Consider the following 13870-nt stretch of genomic DNA (forward strand, 5'->3'; position numbering starts at 1 on the left):
ACCCCTCCGGCGCGCGCTCGCGACGCCGGGCGGCTCAGGTCAGCGCTTCGTGCGCGTCACCCAGCCGGGCGACGGCCTCACGCAGCGTGTCCGGGCCGTTCGTCGTGAAACACAGGCGGAGGCTGTGCCGGTGGCCGTCGCCGACCGCGAACGCGGAGCCCGGCACGAAGGCGACCTGGCGTTCGACCGCGGCGGCCAGCAGCCGGCCGGTGTCGGTGCCGTCCCGGAACCCCAGCCAGCTGAACATCCCGCCGCCGACGGCGGTCGCGTCGACCGTGTCCCCGAATCGCGCGGCCACCGCGTCGCTGAGGGCGGTCGCCCGGAGCCCGTACTCGGCCCGGATCCTCGTCAGGTGCGCCGCCAGCCACGGACCGTCGGCCAGTAGTTCCGCCGCGACCTGCTGGGTCAGGCTCGAGCCGCACAGGTCGGCGCCCTGCTTCACCAGTTCCACCGCCGCGCAGATCTCGGCCGGTGCGCACAGCCAGCCGACCCGCAACGACGGCGCCAGGACCTTCGACACACTCGACAACCGGATCACCCGATCCGAATGCGCGGCAACAGGTTCCGGCGGCGGTCCGCCAAACCAGATCTCGCCGTACGGGTCGTCCTCGATCACCCAGAAGCCGTAACGCTCGGCCAGCGCGGCGAGCCGGCCACGGCGGACCGAGGACAGGGTCACCCCGCGCGGATTGTGGAAGTTGCTCACCGTGTGCACGAGTACAGGCCGCTCCCCCGACGCCAGCAGCTCTTCGAGGCGATCGGTGCACATCCCGTCCGCGTCCAACGGCACGGTCAGGACCCTTGCCTCCGCCGTCCGGAACACCTGCAGGGCGCCGGTGTAGGCCGGCTCCTCGACCACGACGGTGGCGCCGGGGTCGAGCAGTACCTGAGCCAACAGGCTCAGCGCCTGCTGCGAGCCGTGGGTGATCACCACCCGCTGTGGGTCCACCGCGGTCGGCCGGGCCATGCTCTCCCTGTCGGCCACCACCTCGCGCAGCCCGAACCAGCCCGCGGTCTCGGTGTACTGCACCGACTCCGAGGTGCTCAGCGCACGGTCGGCCGACTCGCGGATCCGTTCCCGCGGAACGAGTTCCGGGTCCGGAAGGCCTCCGGCAAGACTGATCACGTCGGGACGCGCGGTCACGGTGAGCAGGTCACGGATGGCGGAACTGCGCAGTGCGCGCATTCGTCGGGCGAGCACGAGCGACATGGGAACTCCCGGGGGCAGACAGCACGGACAAGGCAGGAACACCTGGTCGTCCCGGATCTGCGGGGCGGGGGCGGCGAGGGGCCGGTCGTGCCGGCCACCCCGCCACTATTCCACAGCGATATCCACCATGTGAATATCAATTCTCATGCTTTGAGACAAATTGCTCTTGTGGGGTCCCGCTCGGAGCTCAGTCGAGGTCGTCGTGGCGCATCAACTGGCGCGCGGCCTCGGTGATCGACCCCGCCAGCGACGGGTACACCGAGAACGTCTGCGCCAGGTCGTTGACCGACAGGTTGTGCTGCACCGCGATCGTCAGCGGGAGGATCAGCTCGGAGGCGGTGGGAGCGACCACCACGCCGCCGATCACCACACCGGTGGCCGGGCGGCAGAAGATCTTCACGAAACCGCGACGCAGACCCGACATCTTGGCGCGCGGGTTGGTGTTCAGCGGCAGCATCACCGTCCGCGCGGGTACCTCACCGGCGTCGATGACAGCCTGGCTGACACCGACCGTCGCGATCTCCGGCCGGGTGAACACCGCCGACGCCACCGTCTTGAGCTTGATCGGCGTCACGCCCTCGCCGAGCGCGTGGTACATCGCGATGCGTCCCTGCATGGCCGCGACCGAGGCCAGCGGCAGCAGGCCGGTGCAGTCGCCCGCCGCGTAAATCCCGGACACCGTGGTGCGCGAGACCCGGTCGACCCGCAGGTATCCGCCGCGGTCCAGTTCGATGCCCACCTTCTCGAGCCCGAGTCCGGAGGTGTTCGGCGTCGACCCGACCGTCATCAGCGCATGGCTGCCCTCGACGGTGCGCCCGTCGGACAGTCGCACCACGACGCCGTCCGCGGTCCGCTCGACGACGTCCGCGCGAGCATGCTTGACCAGCGTCACACCCCGCTCGGAGAGTGCCTCCTCGAGCACGAGCGCCGCGTCCTCGTCCTCGTGCGGCAGCACCCGGTCACGACTCGAGACCATCGTGACGTGCACGCCCATCTCGGTGTACGCGGAAACGAACTCGGCGCCCGTGACGCCGGAACCGACCACCACCAGGTGCTCGGGCAGCGCCTCGAGGTCGTAGAGCTGACGCCAGTTGAGGATCCGCTCGCCGTCGGGCTGCGCGCCGGGCAGCACCCGCGGCGAGGCGCCGGTGGCGATGAGCACCACCTCGGCGTCGAAGAGTCGCTCGCTGCCGTCCGCGAGAGTGGCCTTGACCTGGTGTGCGGCCATCCCGATCACCGAGTCGACGATCTCCGCCGTGCCGGCGAGCAGTTCCACCCCCACGGTCTGGAGTCGGTCCCGGATGTCCGAGGACTGGGCCTGGGCCAGGGACTTGACCCGCGAGTTGATCTGGGGCAGCGAGATCGTCGCCTGGGTGATGTCGAGGGTGATGCCGAGGTCGGTGGCCTTACGCATGTCGGTGCGCACGCCGGTGGACGCGATGAAGGTCTTCGACGGCACGCAGTCCCACAGCACGCAGGCGCCACCGAGTCCGTCCGAGTCGATCAGCGTCACACCGGCCCCGTGCTGCGCGGCCACCAACGCAGCCTCGTAGCCGGCCGGCCCGCCACCAATGATCACGATCCGGGTCATCTGTCCTCCATGTTTCGGCAGCACATCACACACTTTTTCGGTGAGTCCACGCTATTGCACCGGGCATCGCCCGCGCACGCTGGCCCACGTTCGAGTGGGGCCGCACACACGAAACCGCCATGTCCGGTTCGCGGCGGTGATCCGACGGTTTAGGCTTTTGTCGTGCCGATCTATGCCGCCTACGGATCCAACATGCATCCGGAACAGATGCTCGAACGCTGCCCGCACTCGCCGATGGCGGGAACGGGCTGGCTGCACGGGTGGCGGCTGACCTTCAGCGGCGGCGACATCGGCTGGGAGGGCGCCCTCGCGACGGTCGTCGAGGACGCCGACTCCAAGGTCTTCGTGGTGCTCTACGACGTCCCCGACGAGGACGAGGCCAGCCTCGACCGGTGGGAGGGCTCCGAGTTCGGGATGCACCGCAAGATCCGGCTGCGCGTCGACACCGGGGGCGAACCGGTACTCGCCTGGCTCTACGTGCTGGACGCCTACGAGGGCGGACTGCCCTCGGCCCGCTACCTGGGTGTGATGGCCGACGCCGCGGAGATCGCGGGCGCCCCCGCCGACTACGTCCGCGACCTGCGCACCCGCAACAGCCGCAACGTCGGGCCCGGCACGCCCGGCTTCTCCGGCTGACGCCCCGCCCCGACCGGCCGCCGGCCCGCCCGCCTGCTCCGCCCGCCCCGCCTACCCGGCGTCGGCCAGCACCAGATTCGCCAGCACCCGAACGCCGACCGCGAGCGCGCGCTCGTCCAGGTCGAAGGTCGGCTGGTGGATGTCGAGGCAGTCACCGACCCCGGACCAGACACCGAGCCGCGCCATCGCGCCCGGCACCTCCTCGAGGTACCAGGAGAAGTCCTCGCCGCCGCCGGACTGCGGGGTGTCCGAGAGCGCGTCGGGGCCCAGCGTGGCGACCGCCTGCTCGACCATCCGCGTGGACACCACGTCGTTGACCACCGGCGGCACCCCGCGGCGGTAGTTCAGCTCGTACCGCACGCCGGTCGGCGCGAGCAGCCCGTCCACGATCTCCCGGACCATCGGCTCGAGCAGCGCCCACGTCTCGTGGTCGCCGGTGCGCACGGTGCCGACCAACCGGCCCGACCGCGGGATGGCGTTCGGCGCCTGCCCCGCGCTCACCGCGCCCCACACCATCACAGTGCCCGTGCGCGGGTCGATCCGCCGGCTCAGCAGGCCCGGCAGGCCGGTGATGACCGTGCCCAGTGCGTACACCAGGTCGGTGGTCAGATGCGGCCGGGAGGTGTGTCCGCCCGGCGAGTCCAGCACCAGCTCGACCGTGTCCGCGGCCGAGGTGATCGCGCCGAGCCGCACCCCGACCTTGCCCGCCTCGAGACGCGGGTCGCAGTGCAGCGCAAAGATTCTGGACACACCGTCCATCGCGCCCGCGGCGATGACGTCGAGCGCGCCGCCCGGCATCACCTCCTCGGCGGGCTGGAACACCAGCCGCACCCCCACCGGCAGTTCCGGCGCCTGCGCCAGCGCGAGGCCGGCGCCCAGCAGGATGGTGGTGTGCGCGTCGTGACCGCACGCGTGCGAGACGCCGGGCACCGCGGACGCGAACGGCAGTCCGGTGTCCTCCTGCATGGGCAGCGCGTCCATGTCCGCGCGCAGCGCGATCCGCGGACCGGTCTCCGGACCCAGATCACAGGTCAGCCCGGTGCCGCCGGGCAGCACCTGCGGGGCCAGCCCGGCCGCGAGCAGTCGCGTGGCGACGAACTCCGTGGTCGCGAACTCACGGCGCGCAAGTTCCGGGTTGGCATGAATGTGCCTGCGCCACAGCGACAGGTCGGTCTCGTGTTCGGCGACCCACCGGTCGAGCCACTCGCTCACTGTCGGCCCGCCCGGCGACGCTCGACGCCCTCGAGCAGTCGCTGTCGCTGCGCCGGGTCCGAGGCCACCGCGACGGCGGTCCCGGCCAGGGCCCGTGCGCCGTCCAGGACGGCCAGGTCCGCGGACGCCGTCACGCAGGCCGCCGCGAAGGCAGGCTGGTGGGTGGCGGCGCCGCCGGACTCGAGGCCGATCACCGGGTGAATGCCCGGCAGCACGTGTGTCACGTTTCCCATGTCGGTACTTCCCAACGGACGCAGCCCTTCCCACATCGGGGCCAGCGGACTGCGCCCCATCTCCTCGATCAGTTCACGGTAGGCCTGCACCATCCAGGGATCCGGCACCAGCTCGGCGTAGTCCGGTGAGACGGTGCGGATCTCGTGCGTACAGCCCGCCGCGAGCGCCCCCGCGGCGAAGCAGGCCAGCACCCGCTCGCTGAGGTTGCCCAGCGACTCGACGCTGCGGGCCCGCAAGTAGTACAGCATCTCCACGTGCGCGGGCACGATGTTCGGCGCGATGCCGCCGTCGCTGACGATGCCGTGCAACTGCTGGCCCGCATAGAGGTGCTGGCGGAGCAGCCCGACGCCGACCTGGGCGACCGTCGCCGCGTCGGCCGCGTTGCGGCCCAGTTCCGGAGCGGCCGAGGCGTGCGACTCACGACCACTGAAGGTGACGGCGAGATCTGCCATGGCCAGGGAGGTGGCGCCGGCGATGTCCTCCGGTCCGGGATGGACCATCATCGCCGCCCCGAGCGGGTCGAACACGCCCCGCTCGAGCATCAGCACCTTCCCACCACCGCTCTCCTCGGCCGGGGTGCCGAGCACTCGCACGGTGATGCCGAGCCGGTCCGCGAGCAGCGCGAGCGCCAGTCCCGCACCGACCGCGGACGCGGCGATGATGTTGTGCCCGCAGGCATGTCCGATCTCCGGCAGCGCGTCGTACTCTGCACAGATCCCGATCACGAGCTCGCCGCTGCCGAAACTGGCGCTGAAGGCGGTCGGCAGCCCCGCGACCCCGGACTCGACCTCGAAACCGTGCTGGGCGAGCAACTCCGCGGTCTTCGCGGCGCTGCGGTGCTCCTCGAACGCGAGCTCCGGGTCCGCGTGGATCGAATGCGACAGCGCGATCAGGTCGGTCTTCGCCGAGGCGATCGCATCGTCCACTTCCGAGTTCACACGGTCAGTCTCTCACTCTCCGCCGCCACGCCGCGCCGACGACTCGGCCGGGCCGGACGGCTCAGCCGAGCTTGAGGTTGCCGGCGTCGGTGGGAACGGCGAGCGCGGTGAGGATCGGCGCGTGGATGCCGGCCTTGATGCGCCCCAGGTTGTCCCCGCGGACGTTGGTCGACGCCGCGGCCCGGGCCACCGCTGCCGCCAGGACGCCGTCGCCCTCGACCGCCTCGTGGACGATGCCGCCGACGACCGCGTCGGGTCCGCCGTAGCGGCGGGCGCTGGTCATCGCCTCCACCGCGGTCGCGCGCGGCAGCTGCGTGGTCATCAGCGAGTTCATACCGATCGTGAAGCCCATGTTCAGGTTGGCCTCGGGCAGGCAGTAGAAGCCGCGGTCCGAGCGCATCACCCGCTGGTCGTGGGAGGTGGCGAGCATGGCGCCGGCGCCGAAGGCGTGGCCCTGCACGGCCGCGACCGTGGTCATCGGGAACTCGAGCAGCCGCGCGAACACGGTGTGGACCCGGTCCAGGTACCAGTGCGCCTTGTCGAGGTTCCCGAACAGCCAGTCGGTGTCGAGACCGTTGGTGAAGAACTTGCCGGTGGCGGTGGTGACCAACGCCGCGGGACCCTCGTGGGCCTCGACCTCGTCGAGGCGGGCGTGCACGGCGTCGATCCAGTCGGGGTGGAAGCGGTTCTCGCTGTCGGTCTGACCTGCGTTGCCGAGGTACAGGATGAAGACGTCACCGTCGCGCTCGAGATAAGGCATGGCCGAATACTACCTACGGGTAACTTCCCGTGTCGTCAGTACTGTGTCCGGTCATGGGCAATCTCGAACAGCAGGCCGCGCGCGTCATCGGCGAACGCACCGGAGCCCCGAGGCACGACATCGCGATCGTGCTCGGATCCGGCTGGCAGGAGGCCGCCGACGCGTTCGGCGAACCGGTCGCCACGGTGCCGATGGCGGAACTGCCGGGCTTCGCCGCGCCGTCCGCGGCCGGGCACACCGGCCAGATCCGCTCGGTCCGCGTCGGCGACACCCCCGTGTTGCTCCTGCTCGGGCGCACCCACGCCTACGAGGGCCACGACCTGTCCCGGGTGGTGCACCCGGTGCGCACCGCCTGCGCGGCGGGCGCGGGCACGGTGATCCTGACCAATGCCGCCGGCGGGATCCGGCCGGACCTGGAGGTCGGGCAGCCGGTGCTGATCGCCGACCACCTCAACCTGACCGGCCGGTCGCCGCTGACGGGCGCCGAGTTCGTGAACATGGTCGACGCCTACTCCCCCGGCCTGCGGGCGCTGGCCCGCCGCGTCGACCCCTCCCTCACCGAGGGCGTGTACGCGGGCCTGCCCGGACCGCACTACGAGACGCCCGCCGAGATCCGGATGCTGCGCACCCTGGGTGCGGACCTGGTCGGCATGTCGACGGTCCACGAGACGATCGCCGCCCGCGCGGTCGGCGCCCGGGTGCTGGGCCTGTCCCTGGTGACCAACATGGCCGCCGGGATCACCGGCCAACCGCTCGACCACACCGAGGTGCTCGCGGCGGGCGCCGCCTCCGCGGCGGCGGTCGGCGCCCTGCTGCGATCCGTGGTGGCCGCACTGTGACCGACGAGGCCGCACCGACCGACGAGGCCCCGCTGGCCTTCGGCACCGCCGGGCTGCGCGGCCCGCTTCGCCCCGGGCCCGGTGGGATGAACGTCGAGACCGTCACCCGCACCACCGCCGGCCTGGCCGCATGGCTGCAGGGCCGCTGCCTCGGCGGCAGCGTCGTGGTGGTCGGGCGCGATGCCCGCCACGGGTCCGCGGAGTTCGCAGCGGCCGCGGCGGAGGTGCTCGCGGCCGCCGGCTTCTCCGTGGTCCTGCTGCCCCGGCCGCTGCCCACACCGGTGCTGGCCTTCGCGGTCCGTCGCCTCGGCGCGCAGGCCGGGGTGCAGATCACGGCGTCGCACAACCCGGCGACGGACAACGGGTACAAGGTGTACCTCGACGGCGGGGCGCAACTGGTCTCGCCGGCCGACCGGGAGATCGAGCGCGCCGTCGCGTCGATCGGTCCCGCTTCGGAGGTGCCTCGCCTGCCGGTCGAACCCGCCGACGACGCGCTGCTCACCGAGTACCTCGCCCGGGTGGCGTCGCTCCCCCGCGGCACGGCGCGACGACTGCGAATCGCGCTGACGCCGTTGCACGGGGTGGGCGGCGAGACCGTGGTCGCCGCGCTCACCGCGGCCGGATACACCGACCTGCACACCGTCACAGAACAATTCGAGCCGGACCCGGACTTCCCCACCGTCGACTTCCCGAACCCCGAGGAACCGGGGGCCACCGATGCGCTGCTCGCGCTGGCGGAGCGGGTGGACGCGGACCTCGCGATCGCGCTCGACCCCGACGCCGACAGGTGCGCGGTCGGCGTGCCCGGGCCCGACGGCTGGCGGATGCTCTCCGGCGACGAGACCGGCGCCCTGCTGGGCCAGTACCTGATCGGCGTGCAGGACCCCGGCTCGAACCCCCTCGTCGCCACCACCATCGTGTCGTCTCAACTGCTGTCGAAGATCGCGGCGGCCCACGGCGCGCGGTTCGCGCAGACGTTGACCGGGTTCAAGTGGCTGGTGCGCTCGGGGCCTGGCCTGGTGTACGCCTACGAGGAGGCGATCGGGCACTGCGTCGACCCCGACGCGGTGCGCGACAAGGACGGCATCTCCGCGGCGGTGGTCGTCGCCGACATCGCGGCCGGCTGGAAGGTCCGGGGCCACACCCTGCTCGACAGGCTGGACGCACTCGCCGTGCAGTTCGGGGTGCACGCCACCGTGCAGGTCTCGCACCGGGTCGAGCGGCTCGAAGAGATCACCGCGATGATGGAGCGATTCCGGGCGGCACCACCGACCGAACTGGCCGGCGACGCGGTGACCGCCGACGACCTCCTCGACCGGCGGGGCCAGGCGCGGACCGACGCGGTGGTGCTGCAGGGCAGCCGCACCCGGATGGTGGTGCGCCCGTCTGGAACCGAGCCGAAACTCAAGTGCTATCTCGAGGTCGTCGAAGCGGTCTCGAACCACGCCGACCTGCCGCGCGGCCGCGCCGGCGCCGCCGCCCGCCTGCGTGCGCTGACCGAAGTCGCCCTCCGGTTGTGACTGGTCCCTACACTTCGTGGCGATGAACGAGGACCCGATGCTGCTCGACGCGGCAGTGCACCCCGACCCCCCGCATCCGCCCGCGCCCCGGCATCACAGGGCGCCGATGCTGATCGCGGCGTTCGCCGTGGGCCTGCTCGCGGCGGCCGGGATCGTCGCGGCAGCCATGATCTGGATGCCCGCCCCGGAGCGGGCCACCCTCGCGGTTTCCCCGGTCGTCGCCGCACCGCCGAGCACCGTCTACATCACGGTGCCCGCGGCTCCCCTGCCGCCGGCACCTCCGGCCGAGCCCCCGGCGCCGCCCGTCGCGGCGCCGCCCGTCGAGACACAGCCCGCCCCCGCCCTCGCGGCACCCACGGTGGACGGCACCGACGCGCAGGGCTTCCTCGGGTTCGCGGCCGCCAGTTGCCGGTCCGGCCATCCCGCGGTGGCCGTGGTGCGGACCGAGAATTCGCGCGCGGTGATCTGCGAGGCCGACGACGGCGGTCGCTACTACCGGGCGCTGCGACTGCGCGACGGCGCCCCGCTCGAGGTGGGCGGCGCGGCGGCCGCCGGCGACGGCTTCGTCGCGCGCACCGGCAGCTACGCCTACTTCGTGTCCCCGAACGGGCTGACCGTCAGCCGCTGGGGGAACGCCCTCTCGCAGGAGCCCGCGATCGAGTACTGGTCACGCTGAGCGGCCAGGACCTCAGATCCAACGGGGGCCGAACTGCCGGTCCCCGGCATCGCCGAGCCCGGGGACGATGAACGCGTCCTCGTTCAGGCCCTCGTCGACGGCGGCGGCGACCAACCGGACCGGGAACCCCGAGTTCTCCAGCGCCGCAACACCCTGCGGGGCGGTGACCACGCAGACCGCGGTGATGTCGGTGGCTCCGCGGGCAACGAGCAGTTCGATGGTGTGCACCATGGAACCGCCGGTGGCCAGCATCGGGTCCAGGACGTAGACCGGGATACCGGACAGGTCGTCCGGCAGCGACTCGAGGTACGGCACCGGCTCGTGGGTCTGCTCGTCGCGGGCCATGCCGACGAACCCGACCTGCGACTGCGGGATCAGCGAACTGGCCTGCTCGACCATGCCGAGTCCGGCGCGGAGCACCGGCACCAGCAGCGGCGGCTTGGCCAACCGCACCCCGCGGGTCGTCGCCACCGGGGTCTGCACGTCGAAGACCTCGATCTCGGCGTCCCGGATGGCCTCGTAGATGAGCATCTGGGTGAGCTGACGCAGCGCGGACCGGAAGGTGGGGTTGTCGCTGCGGGCGTCACGCATCGTGGTCAACAGCGCGGCCGCCAGCGGATGATCGACGAGTTGCGTCTCCATGCCGCCAACAATATGCGCCGAGGGGAACCGGTGCGGGGCAGCAAGCGTCCAACCCGATGACAGGACACTTCATTCAGCCCGGGGGGGAACCGAGATGAACGAGTTTTCGGCGGCGACGGACGGCATCCGCGGCTTCGGCGCCGCGGCGGGAGCGATGGCCACACGGGTGCAGGGCGCAGCGGTGGGGGCCGCGGCGGCCGGACCGGCCCTGCTCGGTCCGGCATTCGGACTGATCGGCGCCGACTTCGTGGCGGCCTTCGCGGCCGCGCAGGGCGGACACGTGCGCGCGCTCGGCGCGCTGGCCGGGGTCCTCGACAGCATGGGCGGCGCCGCAACGGCCACTGCCGACGCGTACGACGCGGCCGACCAGGGCGTCGCGGCCGCGCTGGGCACCACCGGCGCCGGGCTGGAGGCCTGAGCATGCTCGGCGTCGACGTCCTGGCCCGGCCCCTGCTCGACCTGCTCGAGACCTTCGGCACCGGGGTGATGCCGCCCGACGGCCCGGCGGACGCGCTGCGGGTCGCCTCGGTGGCGCTCGACGCCGCCTACGCCGTCGCCAGTCGTGGCCTCGCCGAACTCGGCGGCGTGTGGTCGGGCGCCGCCGCGGGGGCCGCGGCGGCGAAGGCCGAGCAGACGCAGGTGCAGCAGGTGCAGCTCTCGGACCGCGGCCAGGAGATCGCCACGGTCCTCACCGCGGCGTCGCAGGACGTGAACACCGGTGTCGCCGAACTCGAGGCCGTGGTGCAGTCGTTCGTGTCGGTGACGACGGCCGCCGGTCCGGCGCTCACCACGCCCGCCGGCCAGGTGATGATCATCGCGGCCGCGCTCGACCACCTCTCCCGCGGCCTCGCCGTGGTCGCGCGGGTGCGGGCGGAACTGACCGCACACACCGGGGCGATGACCGCGCTGACCGCCCCCGATCCGGGCGTGGACCCGGCCGATCCCGGCGCCGTCACGGCCGCGGTCCGGCCGTCCGGCGCCGGCCCCACGGTGGACACCGCCGGCCTGCAGCAGCGCGGTGACGCGTTCAGCGGCTTCGGTCGCAGCTTCGCGAACGCGGCCGCCGCCCCCGGTGACGCCTACCCGGGATTCGCCGGCGGCGCCCCGATGCCCGCGAGGTCCGGTGGTCGGGTCGCCGGTCCGGGGCGCCCGGGTGCGGCCGGTTCGGGTTACGGCGGCCCAGGTTTCGGCGGCTCCGGTTTCGGCAGCTCGGACAGCGGGTCCGCGGGCAGCAGCGGCGGCAGCGTCGAGGTGTTCCTGCCGGACGGCAGCACCGCGATGGCCCCGAACCAGGAGGCCGCCGACGCCGTGCGCAACGCGCTGAGCCAGCAGGGGGTGCCGTACGCGTGGGGCGGCACCACCCCGGGGCAGGGTCTGGACTGCTCCGGCCTGACCCAGTGGGCGTACGGCGAGGCCGGGGTGCAGCTGCCCAGGCTCGCGCAGGAACAGGACATCGGGATCGCGGTCGACCGGTCCGAGCTGATGCCCGGTGACCTCGCCGTGTGGGACGGGCACGTGGCGATGGTGATCGGTAACGGCCAGATGGTCGAGGCAGGAGACCCGGTGCAGGTCAGTTCCGTGCGTACCGAGAACATCGGCATGGGCTTCCACGGCTTCTACCGGCCCACGACGTGAGCGCCGACCAGGCTCCGCTCCTGCAGCCTCCGGTCGCTCCGCAGGCTCCGCTCCTGCGGTCCGACGTCGCGACGGCGACGGCGCACAACCCGGCCGGCACCGTCACGGTGCGCTGCAGCGACCGCGGCCTGCCGCTGGAGGTACGCCTCGACCCCCGCGAACTGCGGTTCGGCGGCGGCCGCCTCGCCACGACCATCCTCGAGGTCGGCCGCCTCGCCACCGCCGAGGCGAGGGCCCGGCGGCGCATCGAACTCGCCGACGCCGGCGTGCCCCCCGACGTCCTCGACGCCCTCGGCCTGCCCACCCGCGCCGCCCTGGCCGAGGCCGAGCGCACCGCGGACGCCGACCGGGCCGCCCCGACCAGTTGGCTGCGGCCGTTGTGAGCGGGGCCGAGATGGACCGGGTCGTGTCCGCCGCCGCCGCCCGGCTCGAATCACTGGAGACGGCGCTGCACCTGCTGGGCGGCCTGCGGGCCCGGGTCACCCACGGCTCCGGCGTGGTGAGCGTCGAGGTGGACGAGAACGGCGGCATGACGGGGCTGTGGATCTCCGAGTCCCTCGACCGAGTCGACGCCACTGACCTGGGCCGGGCCGTCACGGAGACCGCTGCCCGCGCCGCGGATGTGGTCTCCACGCAACGAGATCGGATCCTGGCATCGCTTCACGACGTGTTCACCTACTAGGCTTCCCGCCATGGCAGGAGACATCGTCCCGATTCAGCTCGGTCTGACCGACGGAGACCTCGTTACTCTGTGGGCTCCGCGCTGGCGGGAGGGCGACGACGAGTGGGAAGCGTTCCTCGGTCACGAGGAGAACCTCTACGCGTTCGAGTCGGCCGCCGAACTCGCCGCGTTCGTCCGCGGCAACTCGGAGCACGACCTGGTCGAGCATCCGTCGTGGGCGACGGTCGTCGCGCTCTCCGCCGCCGAACTCGAGCCGGACGAGGCGAACGTCTACGACCTGATCGGGGCGCCGGAACTGGCGGCCGAGGATCCGGACCCGGACGTCCTGACCAAGCTCGCGGAGACCCTCGAGATGGCCCAGAGCCTCGGGGACGTCTGCGACCTCGACGTCGTCACCCGGTTCTTCAGCTCGCACCCCCTCCTCGGTGCGCTGCCGGGCGCGCCCGGCACGTTCGAGGACCGTGAGGGCGAGCAGCTGTGGGCGAAGGTCGGCGCCGCCCTGGCCGACGGCTGGGACGACGTGCTGGACGCGATCGACGCCGTGGTCGCCACGCCGGCGGTCGACGCAGCCGCGGTCGCGGAGGCCGAGGCGGAGATCCTGGCCGCCGAGGAGAACACCGTCGACGCCGACGACGCGGCGGGCGACGACGAGTCCGACGAGGACCTCGAGTTCATGACGCTCGACCTCGACGACGACACCACGGATCCGATTGCCCTTGCGGCGGAAGAGGAAACGTTCTGGACGTCGGTCGGCATCGACCCGATCAAGATCATCACCGCCGCGGAGACCTACTACACCCTGCGCTGCTATCTCGGCGACGAGCCGGTCTTCCTCGGCCGGGCCGGTCGGATCCAGGTGTTCACCTCGGAGCGCGCACTGGCCCGGTACCTCGCCGACAACCACGACCACGACCTCGCGAGGGTGAGCACCTACTCGGACGTGCAGGCCGCGGCCGTCGACGGCGCACTCGAGGTCGAGGTGACGGACGAGAACATCTACGTGCTGCCCGGCCTGGTCGACGACCTGGCCGCGGGTCCGCAGGCCGTGGACGTCGACCAGCTGGACCTGGCGGTCGAGTTGTTCACCGACGCCGCGGAGTACGCGAAGGACCCGAGCACCGAGGCGGCGCTCGCCGCCTCCACGCCCTTGGGCTGGTACGTCTCGTACACCCTCAACCCGGACCCCACCCGGCTGGCGCCGTCCGCGCCGTACCACGCGGAGGCCGAGGCCTGGCGCGCCCTCGAGCGTGAGTTCGAGGGCCGGCTGCGCACCGACTGACCCGGCGGACCGGCGG

At 72.5% G+C, this 13870-nt stretch carries 15 protein-coding genes; 9 read left to right on the forward strand and 6 right to left on the reverse strand.

Annotated features, from left to right (window positions below; translation table 11 throughout):
• Window positions 1–34 precede the first annotated feature (34 nt).
• Together AC1DU4_RS16525 and AC1DU4_RS16530 are read right to left on the reverse strand one after the other, a co-directional pair.
• Complete coding sequence (locus AC1DU4_RS16525) at window positions 35–1210, reverse strand: aminotransferase-like domain-containing protein (protein ID WP_477841568.1); 1176 nt, start codon at window positions 1208–1210, stop codon at window positions 35–37.
• A 187-nt stretch (window positions 1211–1397) separates the two neighbouring features.
• Window positions 1398–2801, reverse strand: coding sequence for an NAD(P)H-quinone dehydrogenase (locus AC1DU4_RS16530; RefSeq protein ID WP_477841570.1), 1404 nt, complete (start codon window positions 2799–2801; stop codon window positions 1398–1400).
• A 162-nt stretch (window positions 2802–2963) separates the two neighbouring features.
• Between AC1DU4_RS16530 and AC1DU4_RS16535 the strand changes: the two genes are divergently transcribed.
• Window positions 2964–3437 (forward strand): gamma-glutamylcyclotransferase family protein, encoded by a 474-nt coding sequence (locus AC1DU4_RS16535; RefSeq protein ID WP_072843683.1) that lies wholly within the window; start codon window positions 2964–2966, stop codon window positions 3435–3437.
• Window positions 3438–3488: 51 nt separating this feature from the next.
• On the opposite strand, the gene AC1DU4_RS16540 is transcribed toward AC1DU4_RS16535, so the two are convergent.
• The 3 genes from AC1DU4_RS16540 to AC1DU4_RS16550 all read right to left on the reverse strand — a co-directional run bounded on the left by AC1DU4_RS16540 (window position 3489) and on the right by AC1DU4_RS16550 (window position 6581).
• The gene (locus AC1DU4_RS16540; RefSeq protein WP_072843684.1) at window positions 3489–4649 is read right to left on the reverse strand and encodes a M20 family metallopeptidase; all 1161 of its coding nucleotides are present in this window, start codon (window positions 4647–4649) and stop codon (window positions 3489–3491) included.
• The gene (locus AC1DU4_RS16545; protein WP_477841572.1) at window positions 4646–5821 is read right to left on the reverse strand and encodes an amidohydrolase; all 1176 of its coding nucleotides are present in this window, start codon (window positions 5819–5821) and stop codon (window positions 4646–4648) included. Before AC1DU4_RS16545 ends, AC1DU4_RS16540 begins: the two co-directional genes overlap by 4 nt.
• 61 nt (window positions 5822–5882) lie before the next feature.
• A complete protein-coding gene (locus tag AC1DU4_RS16550) occupies window positions 5883–6581 on the reverse strand; it encodes an enoyl-CoA hydratase-related protein (protein ID WP_477841574.1) in 699 nt (232 codons plus the stop codon).
• A 53-nt stretch (window positions 6582–6634) separates the two neighbouring features.
• Here AC1DU4_RS16550 and AC1DU4_RS16555 point away from each other — a divergent pair, with 53 nt between their 5' ends.
• The 3 genes from AC1DU4_RS16555 to AC1DU4_RS16565 are packed head-to-tail and all read left to right on the forward strand — an operon-like array spanning window position 6635 to window position 9616.
• Window positions 6635–7420, forward strand: a complete 786-nt coding sequence (locus tag AC1DU4_RS16555; RefSeq protein WP_477841576.1) for a purine-nucleoside phosphorylase — start codon at window positions 6635–6637, stop codon at window positions 7418–7420.
• On the forward strand, window positions 7417–8940 hold the full coding sequence (locus tag AC1DU4_RS16560) for a phospho-sugar mutase (protein ID WP_477841577.1): 1524 nt from the start codon (window positions 7417–7419) through the stop codon (window positions 8938–8940). The genes AC1DU4_RS16555 and AC1DU4_RS16560 overlap by 4 nt, the downstream gene beginning before the upstream one ends.
• 22 nt (window positions 8941–8962) lie before the next feature.
• Window positions 8963–9616 carry a hypothetical protein gene (locus AC1DU4_RS16565; RefSeq protein WP_477841578.1) on the forward strand — a complete coding sequence of 218 codons (654 nt, stop codon included), beginning with the start codon at window positions 8963–8965 and terminating at the stop codon, window positions 9614–9616.
• 12 nt (window positions 9617–9628) lie between these two features.
• On the opposite strand, the gene upp is transcribed toward AC1DU4_RS16565, so the two are convergent.
• Entirely contained in the window at window positions 9629–10258 is a 630-nt protein-coding gene (upp, locus tag AC1DU4_RS16570; RefSeq protein WP_477841579.1) for a uracil phosphoribosyltransferase, read from the reverse strand.
• 94 nt (window positions 10259–10352) lie between these two features.
• Between upp and AC1DU4_RS16575 the strand changes: the two genes are divergently transcribed.
• The 5 genes from AC1DU4_RS16575 to AC1DU4_RS16595 are packed head-to-tail and all read left to right on the forward strand — an operon-like array spanning window position 10353 to window position 13854.
• Window positions 10353–10676, forward strand: a complete 324-nt coding sequence (locus AC1DU4_RS16575) for a type VII secretion target (protein ID WP_477841581.1) — start codon at window positions 10353–10355, stop codon at window positions 10674–10676.
• Window positions 10677–10678: 2 nt separating this feature from the next.
• Complete coding sequence (locus AC1DU4_RS16580) at window positions 10679–11893, forward strand: C40 family peptidase (protein ID WP_477841583.1); 1215 nt, start codon at window positions 10679–10681, stop codon at window positions 11891–11893.
• A complete protein-coding gene (locus AC1DU4_RS16585) occupies window positions 11890–12276 on the forward strand; it encodes a hypothetical protein (protein WP_477841585.1) in 387 nt (128 codons plus the stop codon). Before AC1DU4_RS16580 ends, AC1DU4_RS16585 begins: the two co-directional genes overlap by 4 nt.
• Before the next feature lie 23 nt (window positions 12277–12299).
• Entirely contained in the window at window positions 12300–12575 is a 276-nt protein-coding gene (locus AC1DU4_RS16590) for a hypothetical protein (RefSeq protein WP_477841587.1), read from the forward strand.
• Window positions 12576–12585: 10 nt separating this feature from the next.
• Window positions 12586–13854: a primosomal protein gene (locus AC1DU4_RS16595; protein WP_477841589.1), complete on the forward strand. Its 1269-nt coding sequence runs from the start codon at window positions 12586–12588 to the stop codon at window positions 13852–13854.
• Window positions 13855–13870 lie beyond the last annotated feature (16 nt).

The organism is Rhodococcus sp. P4_F5, assembly GCF_056401315.1.

Bases quoted from the DNA above. Each gene is read 5' to 3' on its own strand.
- AC1DU4_RS16525 (WP_477841568.1), bottom strand. From the start codon at position 1,210: ATGTCGCTCGTGCTCGCCCGACGAATGCGCGCACTGCGCAGTTCCGCC.
- AC1DU4_RS16530 (WP_477841570.1), bottom strand. From the start codon at position 2,801: ATGACCCGGATCGTGATCATTGGTGGCGGGCCGGCCGGCTACGAGGCT.
- AC1DU4_RS16550 (WP_477841574.1), bottom strand. From the start codon at position 6,581: ATGCCTTATCTCGAGCGCGACGGTGACGTCTTCATCCTGTACCTCGGC.
- AC1DU4_RS16555 (WP_477841576.1), top strand. From the start codon at position 6,635: ATGGGCAATCTCGAACAGCAGGCCGCGCGCGTCATCGGCGAACGCACC.
- AC1DU4_RS16565 (WP_477841578.1), top strand. From the start codon at position 8,963: ATGAACGAGGACCCGATGCTGCTCGACGCGGCAGTGCACCCCGACCCC.
- upp (WP_477841579.1), bottom strand. From the start codon at position 10,258: ATGGAGACGCAACTCGTCGATCATCCGCTGGCGGCCGCGCTGTTGACC.
- AC1DU4_RS16575 (WP_477841581.1), top strand. From the start codon at position 10,353: ATGAACGAGTTTTCGGCGGCGACGGACGGCATCCGCGGCTTCGGCGCC.
- AC1DU4_RS16580 (WP_477841583.1), top strand. From the start codon at position 10,679: ATGCTCGGCGTCGACGTCCTGGCCCGGCCCCTGCTCGACCTGCTCGAG.
- AC1DU4_RS16595 (WP_477841589.1), top strand. From the start codon at position 12,586: ATGGCAGGAGACATCGTCCCGATTCAGCTCGGTCTGACCGACGGAGAC.